Annotated in this window: 16 protein-coding genes; 7 read left to right on the top strand and 9 right to left on the bottom strand. The window is 73.6% G+C overall.

The features are described 5' to 3' along the window. The first annotated feature begins 2 nt into the window (after positions 1–2). Together ACFPCV_RS35325 and mycP are read left to right on the top strand one after the other, a co-directional pair. The gene (locus ACFPCV_RS35325; protein WP_378061469.1) at positions 3–1,424 is read left to right on the top strand and encodes a hypothetical protein; all 1,422 of its coding nucleotides are present in this window, start codon (positions 3–5) and stop codon (positions 1,422–1,424) included. A gap of 69 nt (positions 1,425–1,493) precedes the next feature. Further along, the gene (gene mycP, locus ACFPCV_RS35320) at positions 1,494–2,786 is read left to right on the top strand and encodes a type VII secretion-associated serine protease mycosin (protein ID WP_378061467.1); all 1,293 of its coding nucleotides are present in this window, start codon (positions 1,494–1,496) and stop codon (positions 2,784–2,786) included. Between the two features lie 42 nt (positions 2,787–2,828). On the opposite strand, the gene ACFPCV_RS35315 is transcribed toward mycP, so the two are convergent. The 6 genes from ACFPCV_RS35315 to eccD all read right to left on the bottom strand — a co-directional run bounded on the left by ACFPCV_RS35315 (position 2,829) and on the right by eccD (position 8,390). Beyond that, entirely contained in the window at positions 2,829–3,317 is a 489-nt protein-coding gene (locus tag ACFPCV_RS35315) for a hypothetical protein (RefSeq protein WP_378061466.1), read from the bottom strand. A gap of 16 nt (positions 3,318–3,333) precedes the next feature. Continuing rightward, positions 3,334–4,413, bottom strand: a complete 1,080-nt coding sequence (locus ACFPCV_RS35310) for a WXG100-like domain-containing protein (RefSeq protein WP_378061464.1) — start codon at positions 4,411–4,413, stop codon at positions 3,334–3,336. Position 4,414: 1 nt separating this feature from the next. Further along, positions 4,415–4,762, bottom strand: a complete 348-nt coding sequence (locus tag ACFPCV_RS35305) for a hypothetical protein (RefSeq protein WP_378061463.1) — start codon at positions 4,760–4,762, stop codon at positions 4,415–4,417. Further along, on the bottom strand, positions 4,759–5,073 hold the full coding sequence (locus ACFPCV_RS35300) for a YbaB/EbfC family nucleoid-associated protein (RefSeq protein WP_378061462.1): 315 nt from the start codon (positions 5,071–5,073) through the stop codon (positions 4,759–4,761). Before ACFPCV_RS35300 ends, ACFPCV_RS35305 begins: the two co-directional genes overlap by 4 nt. Positions 5,074–5,584: 511 nt before the next feature. Then, positions 5,585–7,006, bottom strand: coding sequence for a type VII secretion protein EccB (gene eccB, locus ACFPCV_RS35295; protein ID WP_378061461.1), 1,422 nt, complete (start codon positions 7,004–7,006; stop codon positions 5,585–5,587). A 1-nt stretch (position 7,007) separates the two neighbouring features. Continuing rightward, complete coding sequence (eccD, locus tag ACFPCV_RS35290; RefSeq protein WP_378061460.1) at positions 7,008–8,390, bottom strand: type VII secretion integral membrane protein EccD; 1,383 nt, start codon at positions 8,388–8,390, stop codon at positions 7,008–7,010. A 126-nt stretch (positions 8,391–8,516) separates the two neighbouring features. Here eccD and ACFPCV_RS35285 point away from each other — a divergent pair, with 126 nt between their 5' ends. Beyond that, positions 8,517–10,355 (top strand): serine/threonine protein kinase, encoded by a 1,839-nt coding sequence (locus ACFPCV_RS35285; RefSeq protein ID WP_378061458.1) that lies wholly within the window; start codon positions 8,517–8,519, stop codon positions 10,353–10,355. Here the strand turns inward: ACFPCV_RS35285 and dusB are convergent, their stop codons facing one another. Beyond that, a complete protein-coding gene (dusB, locus tag ACFPCV_RS35280) occupies positions 10,356–11,483 on the bottom strand; it encodes a tRNA dihydrouridine synthase DusB (RefSeq protein ID WP_378061457.1) in 1,128 nt (375 codons plus the stop codon). 169 nt (positions 11,484–11,652) lie between these two features. Further along, positions 11,653–14,142: a DEAD/DEAH box helicase gene (locus tag ACFPCV_RS35275; protein WP_378061455.1), complete on the bottom strand. Its 2,490-nt coding sequence runs from the start codon at positions 14,140–14,142 to the stop codon at positions 11,653–11,655. 177 nt (positions 14,143–14,319) lie between these two features. Between ACFPCV_RS35275 and ACFPCV_RS35270 the strand changes: the two genes are divergently transcribed. Genes ACFPCV_RS35270 through ACFPCV_RS35255 form a run of 4 tightly spaced genes read left to right on the top strand, consistent with a single transcriptional unit; the run spans position 14,320 to position 16,678 of the window. After that, a complete protein-coding gene (locus ACFPCV_RS35270) occupies positions 14,320–14,523 on the top strand; it encodes a hypothetical protein (RefSeq protein ID WP_378061454.1) in 204 nt (67 codons plus the stop codon). A 27-nt stretch (positions 14,524–14,550) separates the two neighbouring features. Next, positions 14,551–15,360, top strand: a complete 810-nt coding sequence (locus tag ACFPCV_RS35265; RefSeq protein WP_378061452.1) for an FHA domain-containing protein — start codon at positions 14,551–14,553, stop codon at positions 15,358–15,360. Next, positions 15,357–16,148 (top strand): FHA domain-containing protein, encoded by a 792-nt coding sequence (locus ACFPCV_RS35260; RefSeq protein WP_378061450.1) that lies wholly within the window; start codon positions 15,357–15,359, stop codon positions 16,146–16,148. The genes ACFPCV_RS35265 and ACFPCV_RS35260 overlap by 4 nt, the downstream gene beginning before the upstream one ends. A gap of 20 nt (positions 16,149–16,168) precedes the next feature. Further along, positions 16,169–16,678, top strand: coding sequence for a signal peptidase II (locus ACFPCV_RS35255; protein WP_378061449.1), 510 nt, complete (start codon positions 16,169–16,171; stop codon positions 16,676–16,678). Here the strand turns inward: ACFPCV_RS35255 and ACFPCV_RS35250 are convergent. Then, on the bottom strand, positions 16,675–19,011 hold the full coding sequence (locus tag ACFPCV_RS35250; RefSeq protein ID WP_378061448.1) for a serine/threonine-protein kinase: 2,337 nt from the start codon (positions 19,009–19,011) through the stop codon (positions 16,675–16,677). The two genes, ACFPCV_RS35255 and ACFPCV_RS35250, sit on opposite strands and share 4 nt — an antisense overlap. Between the last annotated feature and the right edge of the window lie 8 nt (positions 19,012–19,019).

The following is a 19,019-nucleotide window of genomic DNA, read 5'->3' as shown; positions in this document are numbered from 1 at the left end:
CCGTGGACTACACGACGATGCCGCTCCCGCAACAGCTCGAACAGATCGACGCGGAGGTGGCCAACGCGGGCCCACTGCAGGACAAGGCGCTGGTGTGGACCGTCGCGCAACAGCAGCTCACCACGACGGGGCAGACGCTGGGCGCCGCGACCAACCGGATCGAGCCGGACTGGCAGGACCCGGCCGGTGACCTGTTCGTCGCGGGCGCCAGGGAGACCGTGGGGAAGGTCGACACCTGGGCGGCGAACATCGCCGCCGCGAACCCGCAGCAGCTGATGCGTGACGTGGCCGGCCTGCTCGGCCCGACCCAGAAGGTGGTGCGGGAGAACCACGACCGGTGGCTGCAGGCGATGCGGGCGCTGTCCGCCGCGGGCGGGGTCACCGATGCCGCGCAGAGCCTGGTGCAGTACCAGATCGCCGCGGGCAACGCGATGAACGCGTTGGGAGACCTGTACGACAAGGCGGCCGCGGCGGTCACCGCCGCGAGCACCGGTGAGGCGATGGCCGCGCCGACGAGCACGTCCGCGCCCGGTGGTGGACCCACCGCCGCTCCCGGCGGTGCCCCGGGTGGTGCGCCGGGAGGCGCCCCTGGTGGCGCGCCCGGCGGTGCCCCGGGAGGCGCCCCTGGTGGTGCCTCGGGCGGTGCCCCTGGCGGTGCCTCGGGCGGTGCCCCCGGCGGTGCTCCCGGAGGCGCGCCTGGCGGTGTGCCTGGTGGTGTGCCTGGTGGTGTGCCGGGGGCGGATCCGTCGCTGGCCGGTGGGCTCGGCACCCCGCCGCCGGTGGTCCCGCCGCCGGTGGCCCCGCCGGCCCTGCCACCCGTCGCCCCGCCGAACATTCCGCCCGTCGGCGGCATGCCGGTCGTGCCGCCGGTGATCCCGCCGGCGTTCGGTGGGCTCGGCCGTGGCGGCGGCGGTGGAGGTGGTGGCGGCGTCGGCGGGGCGAGGATTCCGGGGGTCAGCGTCGGCGGTCCCGCGTCGGGGGTCACCGCCATCCCGGCCGCGGCCCAACCGGTCGCCTCCGCGTCGGCCCCGAAGCCCGCGGTGCCGCCGATCGGCGTGCCTACGGCACCCGGGGGTGCGTCGTCGCCGACCACGGGCGGCGGCGTGCCGATGATGCCGATGGGCATGGGCGGTATGGGTGCGGGCGGCCGGGGCGGCGGCCCGGGTCCCGGCTCCGGCGCGGTGCGGCGACCAGGCGGCCGTGGCCGCCCCGACGGCCCGCCACCCGGGCTCCCACCCGCGCTCAGTGGCAAGGCGGGCCGCGAGGACGCGCACGGCTTCGTCGCCAGGACCCGCCACCAGGCGGCCGACCTGGACCTGCCGAGCACCGTCGAGCTGATCGACGAGGACCTGTGGCGGGTCGCGGACAAGGCCCCCGCCGTGGTCGCGGCCGACCCGCCACCGCGAACCCGTCTCCGCCGCTGATCCAGGGACGACGGGCGGCCCCGGGAGCGTGACCGCCCCGGGGCCGCCGCGCGGCCGGAAGGGAACGACATGACCAGCAGGACCGCCGCCGTGCTGACCGCCCTCGCGGTCGCCGTGCCGGTGTGCATGGCCGCACCGGCGCACGCCGCGCCGCCCGAGGGCGCCTGCCGCGACCCGGAACCCGCGCACCCGGTGGTGACCGAGGAGCCGTGGGCGCAGAAGATGCTCGACCTGCGCGGTACGTGGAAACACAGCACCGGGGCCGGTGTCGTCGTCGGTGTGGTCGACTCCGGAGTGGACGCCGACCACCCGCAGTTGCGCGGCAAAGTGCTGCCCGGAAGGGACTTCTTCCTCGTCGGGCAGCTGCCGGGCAACTTCGACTGCGTCTCCCACGGCACCGCGGTCGCCTCGATCGTCGTCGCGTCCCCGGCCAGGGGCACCGGGTTCCGCGGAGTCGCGCCGGACGCGCGGGTGCTGCCGGTCCGGATCACCGACCGCGATCTCAACGACTCCGGCGACCCGGCCCCGATCGACCCGAACGCCATCGCGCGCGGCCTCCGGTACGCCACCGACCAGGGCGCCAAGGTGATCAACCTGTCGCTGTCCGGCTACCGCGACTACCCGGCGGTCCGCGACGCGGTGGCCTACGCCGGGTCGAAGGACGTGCTGCTGGTCGCCGCGGCGGGCAACCGGCAGACCGGCACGGCGACCTCTGCCCCGTCGTTCCCCGCCGCCTACGACGGCGTGCTGGGCGTCGGCTCGATCGACAGCGCGGGGCAGCGCTCGGGGAACTCGCAGATCGGCCCGTTCGTGGACCTGGTCGCCCCCGGCGAGGACGTGCTGGCCGCGACCAGGGTCGCGGGCCACGACTACTGGAAGGGCACCAGTTTCGCGGCACCGTTCGTGGCCGGGGTCGCCGCGCTGGTCCGGTCCGCGTGGCCGGAACTGACCGCGCCCCAGGTGGCGCGGCGGCTCGTCGCGACCGCCGCCCCGGCCCCGGGCGGGGCGACCAGCCCGGAGTACGGCGCGGGCATCCTGGACCCGTACCGCGCGGTCACCGAGGGACTGTCCGATGTGGAGCCCGCCGGTCTGCCCGCCGTCGTGACCCCGCCCCGGGACCTGGCCCAGGAACGGAACATCGCGTGGTGGCAGGACATGAGTGCGGGCGCGAAGCTGGTCGCGGGCGGCGTCGTGCTGGCGATCGCGCTGGCCGCGTTGCTCGCGGTCGTACTGCCGCGAGGCAGCCGCCGCCGCTGGGCACCCGCCCGCGCCGCGGCACTCCCGGCCGCACCACCCCGGGACGAACCCCCGGAGGAGGTGTTCCTCTTCCCACCACCGCCGATGGAACGTACTTCCGGCTGAGCACAGGGAAAGGCCCCGGGTGACCGGGGCCTTTCCCTGTGCTCAGGCCGGGAACGACACGGTCGACAGGATCTCGGCGAACAGGTGGGCGTCCGCTGTCCGGCGCTGGTCGTCCTGGACACCCAGCGTGAACACGACCACCCGGCCCGCCGGGTGCACGGCGAACGCGTGCTCCTCGACGATGGCGACACCGGCGGCTCGCTCCTGCCGGACGCAGGTCAGCACCGTGCCGCACGGCAGGTCGATCTCCCGGACCCCGCCCGGCAGCTCCGCGGCCAGCGCCGCGAAGTCGGGCGGCACGTCCGGCTCGGTGATCACGAAGTAGGCGGGCCGCTGTGGCGGCAGCACGAACACCGCGCCGTACCAGGCCCGGCTCGCCAGCAGCTGCTGCACGAACGCCTCGTTGCGCGCCACCAGGTCCTCGACATCTGGCGCCGAGGCCGGCAGCCCTGCCCGCACTACCGCGGCCCGCTCGTCCGGGCTCGCGGCCAGGTCGACCGGCGTGAATCCGGCCGGTACTTGGCACTGCACTGGAGTAGTGATCACATCAACGACCCGGCAGCAGGTCGACCACGCGGCTCGCCCCGTACCCGTTGGTGCCGGCATCCTGCACCGACTGGTTGTCCGACTCCGAGGCCAACTGGGGAAGGGACTGCGACGCGCTCTGCGCCACGCCGCCGATCTCCGGGGCGTGCGCGCCCGCACCCAGACCTTCCGCCCACCGCGTCCAGGCCGGTGCGGTGGTGCCGAAGGCGTCGACCAACCCCTGCGCACCGCCGCCGAGCCCGCGGACGCCCGGGACGAGCCCGACGCCGTCGATTGCCGCGGTGACGGTCGCGTCGATCCTGTCTTCCGTCGTGGCCTCGGGGTCCTGGAAGGTTCCAACAGCCTCCCGCGTGTGCTGGAACAGCGCGAACCCGCCGGCGACCAGCGCGACAGCGCCGAGCCCGACCGCGAGCGGAGGGAAGACCGCGGCCGTACCCAGCGCCGCCGCGGAGGCAAAGGCAGCGATCTTGCCCGCGTCGTCGGCCGTCTCCTCCATGCCGTAACCGTCCAGGGCATCCGGGTCGATGGCCACCGTGGGCCGCTCGGCCTGCGGGGCGATGCCGGGCTGGCGCCCGGCGACGTTGCTCGCCATCTGTTCGGCGAACGCGACGATCGCGCGCGCCACCTCGGCGGCGAACGTCTCCTGGGCGGCCGCGCCCGCACCGTCGGGCAGGGCGGCGAGGGCGTCGAACGCCGCTGCGTTGGCCTGGATCGTCTGGACGATCTGCTCCTTGGTGTGGGTCACGTCGTCGGCGAACGCGGTGGCGTGCGCGGCGAGGGTCCGCATCTCGGTGCCCTGCTTCTCCAGTTCGGCGCCCAGGCCCAGCCTGCGCGTCGTCCACGCGAGGCCGGCGTCGTCGGGCCACGCCGCGCCCTCGTCGGCCACCGGGCCGACGAACCCCGGAGGGCGCTGGTTGCCCGACATCGCCGAGCCGAACACCGCGCCGGCAGTGGTCCACTGCGCCGCGAGGTCGCGGACGGCGTCCTCGTCGGTGTCGACCCAGCCGCTGCCGCCGAGCGCGCCGGCGACCTGCGGCTTGACCGCCGCCCAGAGCGGCGACCGTGGTTCCTGGATGGGCATGTCAGCCTCCCCCGAGCGGATTCAGCGGGTCGGCCGCACCTGCCGCCCCGAACAGCGAGGTCGTCCCGTCGTCCATGCCGGTGTAGATGCCGGCGGCGAGCGAGGTGTCGGCCGCGAGGTCGGCGAACTTCGGGGGAAACGCGTCGGCGTTGGTCGTGACCGTCTGGCTCGCGGGCTGGTAGGTCTGCCGGAACGCGTCCGCCAGCCGGCCGGTCCCGATGCCGGCCTCGGCGCCGGAGATCGCGGACTTCGCCGCACCCCAGCCGGACGCGAGCTGCTCCCCGTGCTGGCGCAGCCGCTGCGCGGCCTCCTCGACGGGGCCGGGATCCATGGCGGCGAACCCGTTCACCGGCGCCCGCCCTCCTGGTCGGCGAGCAGGGAGCGGGTCAGCTCGTGGAGCCGCCCGCGGACCTGCTCGGCCGCGCGGCGCGTGGTCCCGAGGATGTCGGCGGCCAGCGCGGCCGAGTCCGGGGTGCGGAACACGCGCGGGTCGAGCTCCAGGCCGAGCAGCTCGTTGCGGGCGCCGACCGTCACCGTGATCAGGCCGTCGTCGGACTCGGCGGTCTCCCGCACGTCGGCCAGCCGCTCGCGCAAGGTCAGCAGTCCCGCCCGCATCCTGGGATAGTCGACCGCCGGGCCGACTCGTGGTCGTGTGTCCATCGCACGCTCCCGGGTCGTGTGGTCGATGTCGATTCTGACGACCGGCACGGGCGCCGGGCCGGTCGTTGACCGGTTGCGGCCACCAGTCCGCCTCCCCGGGAACAAAGTGTTGGTCCCGACCCAGCGACGCCTGCGCACCGCAGGCGGTTGGTGGCTGAGTGCGGACGCCCGACGGGGCTGAGCCGATGCCGTGAAAGGCGCGTTCACGGCACAACCGGTGCCGTCAAAGGCACATTCACGGCGCTGAGCGCCGTGAACGGCCCATTGACAGCACCCCGAATGCCGTGAACGCGCCTTTCACAGCGCCAAGCCCGGGGCGCTAAGCGCCCCTGACGGTGGCGTAAGCCCACCCGAACCAGCCGCAGCCAACCCACCCCTCCGCCACCCCCGAGACCTGCCCGTCCGGCGAGGACAACCCACCACACCAACCGCAGCCAGCACACCCAACCGAAACCGACGCGACCAGCACACGACAACCGGCCACCCACTCACACCGACTTCACGAGATCACCTAGACGTCCGGTGGTCTGCGCATCGCGGCGTCGTGCGAGAGCCCGGACCCCAGCGGGATCCTGCTGACCACACCGGCCGGGAGGCGCACCGGCTCGCTGTTCCCGTAACCGAGCACCGGCAGCACGTCCCGGTCCGCGAGCGGGAAGCCGATCCCCAGATCGGTGACCAGCACCAGCGTGCCCGCCGGGGCGGTCTCGCTCGGCATCGACTCGACGACGGCGGCGCCGCCCGGCGGGACCACCACGCGGTCGGCCAGTGCGACACCGTCGCCGGTGTGGCGTGGGGTGGCCGTCATCGGGTCGATCTCCGGCATCGCCGGGTCCAGTGCGAACCTCGGCACGGCCGCGCCGGGGTCGAACGTCAGGCACAGCGTGGCGGACACCCCGCCCTCCGCGAAGTCCGGGCGGACCGTCGGCGGGTCGCCATCGGCGGGCTCGGGCAGCGACGTCTGCCGGGCCGAGCCGACGTGGATCATCCCGACCCCGATGCCGGTCACCTCCGCGTCCGGGTATGCCTTCGCGGTCGAGGCGAAACCGCGCTGCAGGTCGTACTGCAGCTCGGTGATCGGCCGCAGCCGCGCCGGTTCCACCAGGTAGTGCTGGGGGCCCCCGGACGTCCCGACGACCACCAGCTGACCGTTGCGCAGCTCGGGGCGGCTGGGGACCGCCTTCGACGGCTTGCCCATGTCCGGCACCGCGATCGGCGCGATCGGCCTGCCCGCCGGGATCGCCTCGAGCACCGCGGGACTGATCCGGATCGCCGGGGTGGCCCGCAGCGCGAGCGACACCGCGACGGCGTCGGTCCTGCCGATCGCGTGCCGGTAGCCGTTCAGGAGCAGGTGCCGCTCACCGGTGTCCGGCACGTACGCGAGCACGGCCCGCTCGCCGAGGTCGGCTGGCGGCTGCATGCCGACCAGCATGACCGACCGCGTCAGCACGGTCCCGGTGTCGTCCGGCGACTGCTGCGAGCACATGGTCCAGCCGCCCGCGAGGAGCCCGTCCGTGCCGGGCAGCGCGTCCGGCGCGTCCGGGATGCCGATCCGCGGTCCGCGCGGCACACCGGCCAGCGAGTCGCGGGAGACGCTCGTCGTCGCGGCGTGGTCGCCGATCGCGAGCAGCGCCGAGGTGTAGTTCGCCACCGGGTGCAGCCGTTCGCCGAGGTACACGTACCTGGCGCCGGTCTCCTCCTCGACGATCACGGACCTGCCGTCCCGCCATGAGTCGTTGCCACCGGGGTTGATCAGCCCGTACACGCCGACCGCGGCCAGCGCGACGACCGCGATCGCGATGCCCGCGAAGGCGGCGGTCCCGGGACGGCGGAACGGCGGCTGCTCCGGGTCGGTCTCCCTGGTGACCAGCGCGGAGACGGTGCGCTGCACCAGGAACTGGTGGGCGTGCAGCTGATCTCGTTTGGACGCCATGTCAGCCGCCCAGCCCGCGCACCCAGCCGTACAGGCCGAGCACGGAACACGTCACCGGCACGACCGCCAGCAACAGCAGCACCTCGAGGATCTCCGCGTAGCGGCCCAGGTACGGGTTCGGCCTGCGGGTGCTGTGCACCATCCCGAGCAGTGTCACGAACGCGCCGGCGAGCAGCAGGCCCGGCCCGGCCACCAGGAGCAGGTCGTCCCGGTCGGCCATCAGCGGCCCCAGTCCGAGGCAGCACGCCCCGGCCAGGCCTGCGCAGAGCATCGGCACCCGCTGCCGGGCGATGGGGTGGAGCCTGGCCCGCAGCAGGTATCCGGCCGTCAGCAGGCACACCAGCACGAGGCCTGCCTCGCTGGTGCTCCTGACGAGCAGCACCAGGCAGACCGACGCGGCCACCGCCAGTCCGGCGACCATGCCCGTCAACAACGCGTCGGCCCGCAGCACGGCCGCGTAGACGGCGCTGCGCGGCGGCTGCGGGTCGTCGCGCACCAGGTCGGCCGCCCCGCGCGGCAGGACCGGCATCGGCACCCGGCTCAGCCGCAGCGCCAGCGGGGCCAGTGTGGGCGAGAACGCCAGGCCCAGCCCGGCGACCAGCGCGGCCGTCTCGTGGGCCGCCAGCGTGTCCCAGGTGGTGAGCCAGCCGCCGACCAGAGCGAGCAGCCCGGTGGTGGCCCCGGCGACGAAGACCGCGGCCCGGTCGACCACCCCGAACAGGCCCACCATCGCGGCCAGCAGCAGCGCGGCGCCCGAGGAGAGCAGTTGCGGCGCGCCGAGCGCGGTGAGCGCCCGGTCGCCCGCGAAGAGCAGACCGCCCCCGGCGAACGCGAAGGGCAGCGCGACCATGGCGCAGACCGCGCCCGCTCCGGCGTCGCCGCCTGCCCTGGCGAGTGCGATCCCGGCGACCAGCAGCACCGCCGCGGCCGCGAGCGACCACAGTGCCGGACCGGACCACGGCGGTCCGGCACGGAGCACGGCGACCAGGCACAGCCCCGCGGCCAGCGCGCCGGTCGCGAGGCTGGCGTGGCGCGTGTGGCGGGGTCCCCACGTGCTGCCGCCCCTGGCCGAGCCGGTGGCGATCGCGTCCACCAGGTCGTCGTACTCCAGTTCCGGCCAGTCGGTGTGGGCGTGGGTGAGGTGGAGGATCTCGCCGTCGCGGACGCGTTGCGCGGCCAGCGGGCGGGCCGGTTCCAGGACGGTGCCGTCGGGGCGGCGCAGTACCCAGCCGCCGGAGCGGGCGCCCGCGTCGGCGAGGTCCTCGCCTGCGTGGCGGAGCAGGCCGGGTAGCAGCTCGGCGAGGGGCGAGCGTTCCGGTAGGGCGAGGTCGATTCGTCTGGCGGGCGCCGCGACGGTCACCCGGACCAGGCCTGTGGTGTTCATGCTCGTCTTCCTGACGGGTTCGTGCGGCGGCGGCAGCAACCTGCCGGGCCGGTCCGCCGTGTCGGCGGGCAGACTTACCATGACTTGACGAGCAGGTAGCCGGTACCGCTTCGGCAGGTAGCGGACATGTCGGGAGGCGACACGGTGGCGACGATCGACAGCGCCGGGCTGCACCGCGTCGACGACGGCCCGGTCGCGACCGTCTACTCAGGACAGCGAGCCGGGCTTCCGGTGGTGTGGAAGGTCTTCCCGAAGCGACTCGACAAGCGCACGATGGCCGCGTTCAACAAGGAGCAGGCCAAGTTGTCCACCGTGCGGCGGGTCACCTCGATCCTGCCGGTCGCCGGTGTCGACGAGCTGGACACCGGCGAGTCCGCGGTCCGGATGGAGCGGTGCACCCAGTCCCTTGCCGCACTGGTGGAGCGCGTCGGACCGCTTCCCCCGGCCGACGTCGTGGTGCTGGGCCGGGCGGTGGCGGTGGCACTGGCCGCGGCCCACGGTGCCGGTGTGGTGCACGGCGGGGTGTCGCCGCACAACATCCTGTTCCGCACCACCGGCGAGCCGGTGCTGGCGGACCTCGGCGTGACACTGCGCCAGGCGTTCGCCCGGGATCCGTTGTACGCCATCGAGTTCCTGCCGCCGGAGACGCTGCGCACCGGCGTGCTCAACGAGGACACGGACCTCTACGGGCTGGGTGCCGTCCTGCACTACGCGCTGAGCGGCCGCTCGCCCCACCCTGGCCGCCTCGGTGAGCAGCCGGGCGAGCGGGTGCTGCGCATCCTGGGGGCACCGGTACCGGCGATCAACAACCCGGACGTCCCGATCGGACTGTCCACTTTGGTCGCTCGGCTGCTGGCCGCCGATCCGGCACGCCGCCTCGGCGACGCGAGTGCGGTGGCCGGTCAACTCGGTGCCATGCTGCCCGGCTCCCCGCAGCGCCCGGCGGCCGACGACTTCGACGACTTCGGCGCCTCCCGTCCGGCGCCCATGCCGCCCACCGGTCAGGCGCCGCCGCCCCCGCCCGTGGCGAGCCTGCCCGCCGTCGGCGACGACTTCGACGACTTCGCCTACCCCGGCCCCCCGGCGCCACCGGCCTACCGCCCGGCGGTCGCTCCGCGTCCCGTCGGCCCACCTCCCGTTGCCCGGGCTCCGGCCGTGGCACCGCCGGTTGTCCAGCCCCCGGTGCCTCCGCCGGTCGCCGCGGAGCCGCCCGCCGAGCAAACCTCACCGGGTGTTCCCGCCCCACCGGCGCTACCACTGGCCACGCTGACCCCGGCGCCCACCGAACCGCCCGCGGCATCGCCTGGCGCCGCCTCGCTGGCGGGATCGCCCAGCGAACTGCCGCCCGCACCTTCGGCGCCGCCCTCGGAACCACCCACCGCGGCGCTGCCCACTCCGGCGACCGTCGAGTTCCGGGCGCAGCCACGGTCCCCTGCCGTCCGGCACGACCTGGACTTCGACGACGATTTCGCCGGCGTTGCCGGTCCGCGTCCGGGGCGTGGGCAGGTGAAGGTGCTCGCCGGCCCGCTCCCGCCGCCAGGGCAGGGGCCGAGGAAGCTCCTCCGCTACGACCTGCTCGCCGGGGCCGCGCTTCTCCTCGCGCTGCTCGCCCTCGTCCCGTTGCTCCTCTTCCGGGGTGAGCCGGAGGAGATCTCCAGCGTGCCACAGCTTCCGTCGGACGGTGGCGGCTCGACCGGGAAGGACGTCGAGATCGAGCTGGCCGAGCCCGTCGAACTGACCGACAAGGTGCGCCTGAACTGGACCGCGCCCGAGGAGCTCGACTTCATCGTGGTCGTCGCGGCGGAGGGGAAGGACAGGCGGTATGAACCGGCCGAGCGGGACCTCTCGATGACCCTTCCGGTGGAGGACGGCCTCAAGTACTGCTTCCAGGTGCAGGCGAGCGACGGGAACGACGTCTACGAGAGCAACGTGGTGGCACTGCGGAACGCGGTCTGCCGGGAGTAGTCAGCCGCCCGAGTGCATCATGTCGGCGCCCGCCGGGATCGTGGGGTCGTCGGGGTCGTCCAGCCAGCCGTAGGGCAGCGTGACCCTGCCCGGTGAGCCCTGGCGGCCGCGTGGGCCCTCGGCCGTGGTCGGGAACGGGGCGTCGTGGTCCAGTTCTCCCAGGTGGTCGTCCAGTTCGGACAGGGCGGTGACCATGGCGAACTTACGGCGCAGTGCGGAGCCCACCGGGAAGCCCATGAGGTACCACGCCATGTGTTTGCGCAGGTCGCGCATGCCTTTCTCCTCGCCGTCGTGTTCGACGAGGAGTTCCGCGTGGCGGCGCAGCACCTTCGCCACCTCGCCGAGCGGCGGGGGCTCGGGGAGCGGGCGGCCCTCGAACGCGGCCTGCAGCTCGCCGAACAGCCACGGGCGGCCCAGGCAGCCCCGGCCGATGACCACGCCGTCGCAGCCGGTCTTCTCCACCATGGCCAGCGCGTCCGCCGCCGTGAAGATGTCGCCGTTGCCCAGCACGGGGATCGACGTGACCGCTTCCTTCAGGCGCGCGATGTGGGTCCAGTCAGCCTGGCCCGAGTAGCGCTGCGCAGCGGTCCTGGCGTGCAGTGCCACCGCCACGGCGCCCTCGGCCTCGGCGATGCGGCCCGCGTCGAGGTAGGTGTGGTGTTCGTCGTCGATGCCGATGCGGAACTTCGCGGTCACCGGGATGTCGCCCGCCGCGTCCACCGTCGCGCGGATGATGTTCGCGAACAGCTTCCGCTTGTACGGGAGCGCGGCGCCGCCGCCCTTGCGGGTGACCTTGACGACCGGGCAGCCCCAGTTCGTGTCGATGTGGTCGGCGAGGCCCTCACCGACGATGATCTTCACGGCCTCGCGCATGGTGGCCGGGTCGACGCCGTAGAGCTGCACCGACCGGGGGTGCTCGCTCGGGTCGAACGTCATCATGTGCCACGTCTTCGGGTCCCGGATGACCAGGGCCCGCGCGGTGATCATCTCGCACACGTACAGCCCGGCGCCGTACTCGCGGCACAGTCGCCGGAACGCCACGTTCGTGATGCCCGCCATCGGGGCGAGCACCACCGGCGGGTCGACCTGGTACGGGCCGATCCGCAGCGTGGACGGGACAGCTGCCATGCCTCCATTGTGAGCGGTGCCCGGCCCGGCGCGTCCCGGGGGTTCACCGGCGCGGTGTCGCACAGTCTCGCGGCAGTCGACGAGACCTCGGGGCAGCCAGCCACACGTCACCGGCTGTGCGGAGCGTTCGCTGCGACCGACACTTCGAATCGCGGGGAGGCGGAACAGTTCAGACCAGCAGTTCACGCACCTCCTCCGCGGTCAGCGCCGGGCTGAACAGGTCGCCGTCGTCCATGACGCCCTTGAACAGCTCCGCCTTCCGCCGCTGCAGCGCCAGCACCTTCTCCTCGATCGTGTCCCGCGCGATCAGCCGGTAGACCATGACGTTGCGGGTCTGCCCGATGCGGTGCGTCCGGTCCACCGCCTGCGCCTCGGCCGCCGGGTTCCACCACGGGTCCAGCAGGAAGCAGTAGTCGGCCTCGGTCAGGTTCAGCCCGAACCCGCCCGCCTTGAGGCTGATCAGGAACACCGGCGCGGCGCCCTCCTTGAACCGGGCCAGCACCTCGGCGCGGTCCCTGGTCCTGCCGTCGAGGTAGCAGTACTCGACCCCCTCGGCGTCCAGCCGGTCGCGCACCGTCGCAAGGAAGCCGGTGAACTGGCTGAACACCAGCGCCCGGTGCCCGCCGCCGAGCACGTCCCGCAACTGCTCGACGAGCGCGTCGACCTTGGCCGAGGGCAGGTCGGCGTGGTCGGCGTCGACCAGGCCCGCGTGCAGGCACAGCCGCCGCAGCGACGTCAGCGACCGCAGGATCGCGAACCGGTTGCCGTCCAGGTCGGAAAGCAGGCCCAGCACCTTCTGCCGTTCCCGCTGCAGCACCGTCTGGTACAGCTTGCGGTGGCGCGGGTGCAGGTCCACCTCCAGCACCTGTTCCAGCTTGGGCGGCAGGTCCTTCGCCACCTGCTCCTTCGTGCGCCGCTTCATCAGCGGCCGCACCCGCCGCCGCAGCCGCGCCAGCAGCTCGGTGTCGTTCTCCTTCTCGATGGGGCGCGCGTAGTGGTCCCTGAACCGCGTGGGGCTGGGGAACAGGCCGGGCGCGGTGATCGACAGCAGCGACCACAGCTCCATCAGGTTGTTCTCCATCGGCGTGCCGGTGATCGCGACCTTCACCGGCACGGGCAGCCGCCGCAGGCACTGGTACACCTTCGACTGGTGGTTCTTGGTGTACTGCGCCTCGTCCATGAGCAGCCCGGCCCACGACACGTCCGCGTACGCGTCGACGTTCAGCCGCAGCAGCGTGTACGAGGTGACGACCACGTCGACGTCGACGGGCAGGGGCCCGCGCCTGGTCACCGCGGCCACCCGCAGGTGCGGGGTGAACCGCGCCGCCTCCGCCACCCAGTTGCCCACCACGCTGGTCGGCGCGACGATCAGGAACGGCTCGGCCGCGGCGGCGTGGCAGATCAGCGCCAGCGACTGCAGTGTCTTCCCCAGCCCCATGTCGTCGGCGAGGATGCCGCCGAGCCGGTGCTCCCACAGGAACGCGAGCCACTGGAACCCGTCCACCTGGTAGGGGCGCAACCGGGCGTCCACGGTGGACGGCACCGCCGCGCGCGGCACCGAGTCGAGCGACAGCAGCCCGTTCACCTGCCGCTCCCACGTCGCCGACTGCCGTTCCACGACCCCGAGCCGCGTCAGCTCGTCCCACAGCCCGGCCTGGTAGCGGCTGATCCTCAGGGTCCCGTCGGACGCCTCGTGCAGCGACCGCGCCTCGTCGATCAGCTCGCGCAGCGTCCGCAGTTCCGGCTTCTCCAGCGAGAAGTAGGCGCCGTCGGCCAGCAGCAGGTGCGACCTGCCCCTTGCCAGCGCGACGAACACGTCGAGGAACGGCACCTCGCGGCCCTCGACCGAGATGGTCACCCCGAGGCCGAACCAGTCGTTGTCCCCCGGCACGTCCGAGGTGGACACGCCGATCGTCAGCGAGTCGCCGACCTCGCGGTAGTCGGCGGGCTCGCCGTCCACCGAGACGACCACGCCGGGCCGGGCGAGCAGCGGCAGCACCTCGGTGGTGAACAACATCGTGTCGATGCCCCGCACGCGCCTTGGCTGCAACCGGCGACCTCGGCGCAATCCGAACCGGTCCAGCGGCAGGTCGTCCAGGTCGGCGAGCAGCGCCGACTCGGCCGCCAGGTCGCGGTGGGGCACGGCAGGCCCTCCCGGCGTGGCACGTACCAGCTGGTCACCGACCTGGTACTCCCACTCCCACGACACCTCCAGCCAGTGCTCCTCGCCGTAGGTGGCGTGCACCAGGAGCTTCGGCGGCGAGACTTTGGGCGGTCCGTCGCGCCAGGCCGCGGTCGCCGCCAGCAGCGTCGACCACAGCTCGGCGCCGCCATCCGGCGACGGCCGCGGAGCCGACCGGCCCGCGGCGGTCAGCACCAGGGCCACGGTGTGCTTGCAGTCCATCGCCACCGGGCAGCTGCACTCGCCCTCCGCGAACGCGAGCGCGGGACCGCCGCCGGACCGGAAGTACGCGGTGGTGTCGTAGACCTCGCCCCACGAGCCGCGTACCCGGCCCCGCACCGCGCACGCGTCCTCGTCCCACCACAGCGACAGCACGGCACGGTCCCGCGCGTACTTCACGCCACGGGCATAGGAGGACTTCCCGGCCGCCTCCTCGACGCCGGCGATGTCGACACCGGACAGCAACGCTGACTGCATGCCGGTCAAGCTATCCGGCGGCACCGACAATTCCGGTCCGCCGCGCGGCGGGCGCCGCGAGCAGCCACACCACCCCGAGGCACGCCGCGGCACCTGTCCACAGCAGCGTCGCGCGGGTCCCCAGCACGCAACCTGCGCCAACGGCTCGCGCAGCGCGTGCCGGGCTCGGAGATGGTCGTGACCGACGCCGAGCTGTGGGTCGAGCCCGCGGTGTGGACCGAGTACCGCAAACGTTTGCACGACCTGATGCACGAGCTGCACGAGCACTCCCGCCCACCCCGCACCCCCGGCACGGCGCCGGTCGGGGCGACGCTGATGGCCTTCGAGATGGCGCCGCGAAAAGCGCAGGGGACCGGTCCCGGGGACCCCGGCCCATACTGAGAAAGCACCGCACCCCGGGGAGGTCGCATGGACGGGAGCACCCTGTTCGCCGACGGTCAGCACCTGTCGAGCAGCCACGACAGCCTCGCGTTCGGGGTGCCCCGCTCCGCGCCCGGCGCGATCTACGCACTCGCGATCGGCGGCGGGTTCGCCGTCGGCCCTCGGGAGGGGCGCACCGTCGTGTTCGGCCGCAACAAGCCGGAGGTGCACATCTGCATCGGCGAGGACGACCGGCGCGTCAGCCGCCAGCACGGCCTGCTGACCTGCCAGGACGGGCGCTGGTGGGTGAGCAACACCGGCCGCCTGCCGATCCGGCTGCCCGGCTCGCAGTGGCTGTTCAGCAACGAGGAGTCGCTGCCGCTCGCCGCCGGGTACACACCGCTGTTCGTGCCTGGCACGCGCGGCCGCGAACACCTGCTCGAACTGTACGTGGCCGGTGACGACGGCTCCCGTCCCGCGCCGAGGCCGGGCGACCCGACCGAGCCGCCCCGCACGTGGCGGCTGGAGGCCGACGAGCGGCTGGTGCTGGTCGCGCTCGGCCAGCGCTACCTGCTGCACGAGGCCGACCCGCAGCCGATGGGCCGCCAGCAGGTCGCCGGACAGCTCAACGAGCTGGCACCCGGCACGTGGACCGCACGCAAGGTGGAGCACACGGTCACCGCCGTGCGGGCGCGCCTGTCGAGGTCCGGGGTGGCCGGGCTGACCCGCGAGGAGGTCGGCGAGCCGGTCGGCAACAAGCTCAACGACAACCTGCTGCGTGAGCTGCTGCTGTCCACCACGCTCGTGCCGCCGGACCTGCGCCTGCTCGAACCGGACGACGCGGAGACCGGATCGTGAGCGAGTTCCCGCCCCAGCCGCTGCCGCCCTCGCCCGGTGGACTGGCGGGCCGGGTGCCGCCCGCGCCACCCGGCAGCCTGTTCGTGCTCGCCGCCGACGGCGGGTTCGCCGCACCGCCCCGGCCCGCGTTCGAGGTCGTCTTCGGCCGCAAGGAACCGGACGTGCACGTGTGCATCGGCCCGGACGACCCGAGGATGAGCCGCTTCCAGGGCCGCATCACCCGAGGCGGCGGCGAGTGGTGGCTGCGCAACGACGGCAAGCTGCCGATCCGCCTTCCGCAGTCCCGCTTCCTGCTGTCGGGCAACGAGATCCCGCTCGCCGAGGGCTACAGCCCGCTGTTCATCCGCACGTCCAGGCGCCGCGAGCACCTGCTGGAGGTGCGGGTGGTCGGCGCGGGCCGCCGGGACACACTCGTGGGCGCCGACGACCCGACCGACACGGCCGAGCCGGAGGGCTGGCACCTCGACGCCACCGAGCGGCTGGTGGTGACCGCGCTCGCGCTGCGGTACCTGCGGCAGGAGCCGCACCCGCAGCCGCAGTCGTGGAAGCAGGTCGCGATCGACCTGAACAACGCGGTGGGCACCCGGTCGGACTGGACGCACAAGCAGGCGGCGAACGTGGTCCTGAAGGTCCGTGAGCGGCTCATCCCGTACGTGGCGGGGCTGCGGCTGGCGGACTGGGGCGACCCGGCGGGCAACATGGTCAACCACCAGCTGATCCAGGAGCTGCTGCAGACCGCGACCCTGCGTCCCCCTGACCTGCGCCTCCTGGAGACCGGCGCGGACTGAGATGGCTACGCTGGCGCACGATGGACACCGACCCGGACACCACGCCGGACACCAGGCCTGTTCGCAGGCTGCCGCTCGCCCTCGGCATCGCGGCGGTCGTGCTCGTCGCCGACCAGGCCACGAAGTTCTGGGCGGAGCGCACGCTCACCGGCCGCGACCCGATCCCGGTGCTCGGGGACTTCATCCAGTTCCGGCTGCTCTACAACCCCGGCGCGGCGTTCTCCATCGGCGAGAACGCGACGTGGCTGTTCACGATCATCGCGGCGGGCGCCGTCGGCTGGCTGTTCTGGTACCTGTGCAAACCGCTCCCGGTGAGCCACGCGGTCCCGTTCGCGATGCTGCTCGGCGGCGCGACCACGCACCTGCTCGACCGGCTGTTCCGCGACCCCGGGTTCGCACGCGGTCACGTGGTCGACTTCATCGACTACAACGGGTGGTTCGTCGGGAACGTCGCGGACATCGCGCTGACCCTCGGCGCCATCCTCGCGATCATCGTGACCGCGCGGCAAAAAGACCCGGCCGGGTCCTAGAGCACGGGGCCTGCGCCGTCCCGCCACCACGTGAGCAGGTCCTCCCGCGTGTAGCCCTGGAAGGCGAGCCCCAGGATGTCGGTCCGGTCCGAGGTCCAGATCAGGTAGAGGTTCTCGTGGGGACCGGTGCCGCACTGGAGCCTGCCGGTGTCCCCGCCCCGCGCGTAGGGCGCGTCGGCGGCGAAGCCCGGCGGGTTCGCGAGGCAGTCGCCGCCGCTCACCGTGGACTGCGCGGTGTGCGACGCGTCCATCGACGCCTTGTCCGGGAACTGGTAGTAGAAGACGATCGGCGCGCCGGGCGACGGCCCGCACACCACGGCGGCGGTGGCGCCGGTCGCCTCGTTGGTCTCGACCTGCCCGGCCGAGGGCCGCATGCAGTTGTTGCGGGTGTTGTCCGGGACGTGCGCCAGCAGCGCGGACTCCGCGGGCCGCGGGAACGGCGGCGTCGCGGTCTCGTTGACCGCCGCGACGATCGCGGGCAGCGGCAGCCCGTAGGTGCGCTTGAACCACCGCACCAGGTCCGCGGGCGTACCGCTGCCGGTCGCGCGGACCATGAGCCGCAGGGGTTCGAGCGTCCACTCCAGCACCGGCGTGTCCCGCGCGCCCTGGTAGCAGAGCATCGAGCCGAGGTCGACGCTGCGCAGGTCGTATGGCCGGTTGCCGAGGAAGTTCGGCGGGACCTCCGCACCGGTGCAGTCCACGCCGGTCGGCGCGTTCGCGGTCGCGGCGTGCTGGTCGTGGGTGCGCCGCAGCGCGTCGACGGTGCTGAACCGGAAGTAGGACACGGCGGCCGCGCCGTCGCTGACCGGGTCGCAGTCGATCGCCGCCCGCAGGTCGCGGAACGTGGCGAGCGTGCCTGCCCGCGTCCGTTCGCAGCGGCTCAGCTCGACCAGGTCGATCAGCGACTGCTCGGCCGGGGTCGGGAACGCCGGGATCGCCGCCCAGCCCTTCCACTCGTCGACGAGCCGCTGGTCGTCCGCCTCGCGGATCTCGGCCTGCGCGACCGTGCGCCGCTCGTCGTCGGTCCACACGAGACGGGTGGTGCCGCCGTCGGTGTGGCACAGGACGCGGCCGGTCTGGTCGCCCGCGTTGGGGTAGCGGTGTTCCGCGCCGGTCGCGACCGTGCAGTCGCCGCGGTCGCTGGCGATGCCCGACTCCCCCACCAGCCCGCCGTACGCGTTGTCCATAGTGGACCGATCGGGGAACAGGGTGAACCGCACGAACCGGTCGCCGTCCCGGCAGTCCAGCGCCGTCTCGCCGCCGGGCAGGGCAGCGGAGGTCTCGTCGCAGTCCCCGCGCAGCGGCGGCGGGACCCGGAAGACGGGGCTGGCGCCCGCGGTCCCGCCCGCGCCGTTCACCACGAACACCACCGCGGCGGCGACCACCGCGGCGGCCGCGGCGATCGCCGCCGCGGGCTTCCAGTTCACCGTACGGCGCGGTGTTCCGCGCCGCCGCGCCCCGCGCACCCGGCCACCGCTGACCGCGGCGGCCAGCTCGCCGGCCAGCTCCGTGCACGACGCGTACCGGTCCGCTGGCCGCTTCGCGAGTGCCGTCGCCAGCACCTCGTCCAGCGCGGGCGGCAGTTCCGGCCGCACCGACGTCACCGGCGGCGGGTCCTCGTGCCCCTGCGCCCACAGCAGCGCGTTCGTGTCGGAGTGCTGGTGCGGCGCGCGGCCGGTGAGGCACTGGTAGAGCACGACACCGAGCGAGTACACGTCCGCGCGCGGGTCGACGGGCGCCGCGTCGGCCTCGCCGCCGGGGATCAGCTCCGGCGCGAGGTAGCCGGGCGTGCCGACGCGCCTGCCGACCTCGGTGAGCCGCTCACCCAGCACCGGAGCGGCGATCCCGAAGTCGCACAGCCACACCCGGCCCGTCTGTCGTTCGACGAGGATGTTGCCGGGTTTCACGTCCCGGTGCACGACCCCGTTGGCGTGCGCGAAGTCCAGCGCCGACGCGACCGACCGGATCAGGTGGACGGTCCAGGCCAGGTCCGGCGGGCCCGCCTTGAGCAGGTCGCGCAGGTTCGGTCCGTCGATGTAGGGCATGACCAGGTACAGCAGCTCGTCGTCGGCCGGCGCGGAGAAGACCGGGACGATGCCGGGATGGCTCAGGTTCGCGGCCGACAGCGTCTCCCTGCGGAACCGCTCGCGGAACGCGGGCTCGTACGCGAGCGCCGGCGCGATGACCTTGAGCGCGACCTGCCGGTCGCCGAGGTGTTTCTCCTCGGCGAGGTAGATGACGCTCATCCTGGTCTCCGCCAGCTTCCGGATCAGCCGGTACCGCGGCAGTTGCTCGGACAGCTCCGGCTGGCTGGGAAACTGGTCGTCGGTCATGTCGTCCA

The organism is Actinophytocola glycyrrhizae (genome assembly GCF_042653545.1).
Classification (GTDB): Bacteria; Actinomycetota; Actinomycetes; order Mycobacteriales; family Pseudonocardiaceae; genus Actinophytocola; species Actinophytocola glycyrrhizae.
Note: the sequence above shows the minus strand (reverse complement) of the source record. Positions and strands in the feature narration are given on the sequence as shown.

Coding starts and splice junctions, on each gene's coding strand:
- mycP (WP_378061467.1), top strand. CDS start 1,494: ATGACCAGCAGGACCGCCGCCGTGCTGACCGCCCTCGCGGTCGCCGTG.
- ACFPCV_RS35310 (WP_378061464.1), bottom strand. CDS start 4,413: ATGCCCATCCAGGAACCACGGTCGCCGCTCTGGGCGGCGGTCAAGCCG.
- ACFPCV_RS35300 (WP_378061462.1), bottom strand. CDS start 5,073: ATGGACACACGACCACGAGTCGGCCCGGCGGTCGACTATCCCAGGATG.
- eccB (WP_378061461.1), bottom strand. CDS start 7,006: ATGGCGTCCAAACGAGATCAGCTGCACGCCCACCAGTTCCTGGTGCAG.
- eccD (WP_378061460.1), bottom strand. CDS start 8,390: ATGAACACCACAGGCCTGGTCCGGGTGACCGTCGCGGCGCCCGCCAGA.
- ACFPCV_RS35285 (WP_378061458.1), top strand. CDS start 8,517: ATGTCGGGAGGCGACACGGTGGCGACGATCGACAGCGCCGGGCTGCAC.
- dusB (WP_378061457.1), bottom strand. CDS start 11,483: ATGGCAGCTGTCCCGTCCACGCTGCGGATCGGCCCGTACCAGGTCGAC.
- ACFPCV_RS35275 (WP_378061455.1), bottom strand. CDS start 14,142: ATGCAGTCAGCGTTGCTGTCCGGTGTCGACATCGCCGGCGTCGAGGAG.
- ACFPCV_RS35265 (WP_378061452.1), top strand. CDS start 14,551: ATGGACGGGAGCACCCTGTTCGCCGACGGTCAGCACCTGTCGAGCAGC.
- ACFPCV_RS35255 (WP_378061449.1), top strand. CDS start 16,169: ATGGACACCGACCCGGACACCACGCCGGACACCAGGCCTGTTCGCAGG.
- ACFPCV_RS35250 (WP_378061448.1), bottom strand. CDS start 19,011: ATGACCGACGACCAGTTTCCCAGCCAGCCGGAGCTGTCCGAGCAACTG.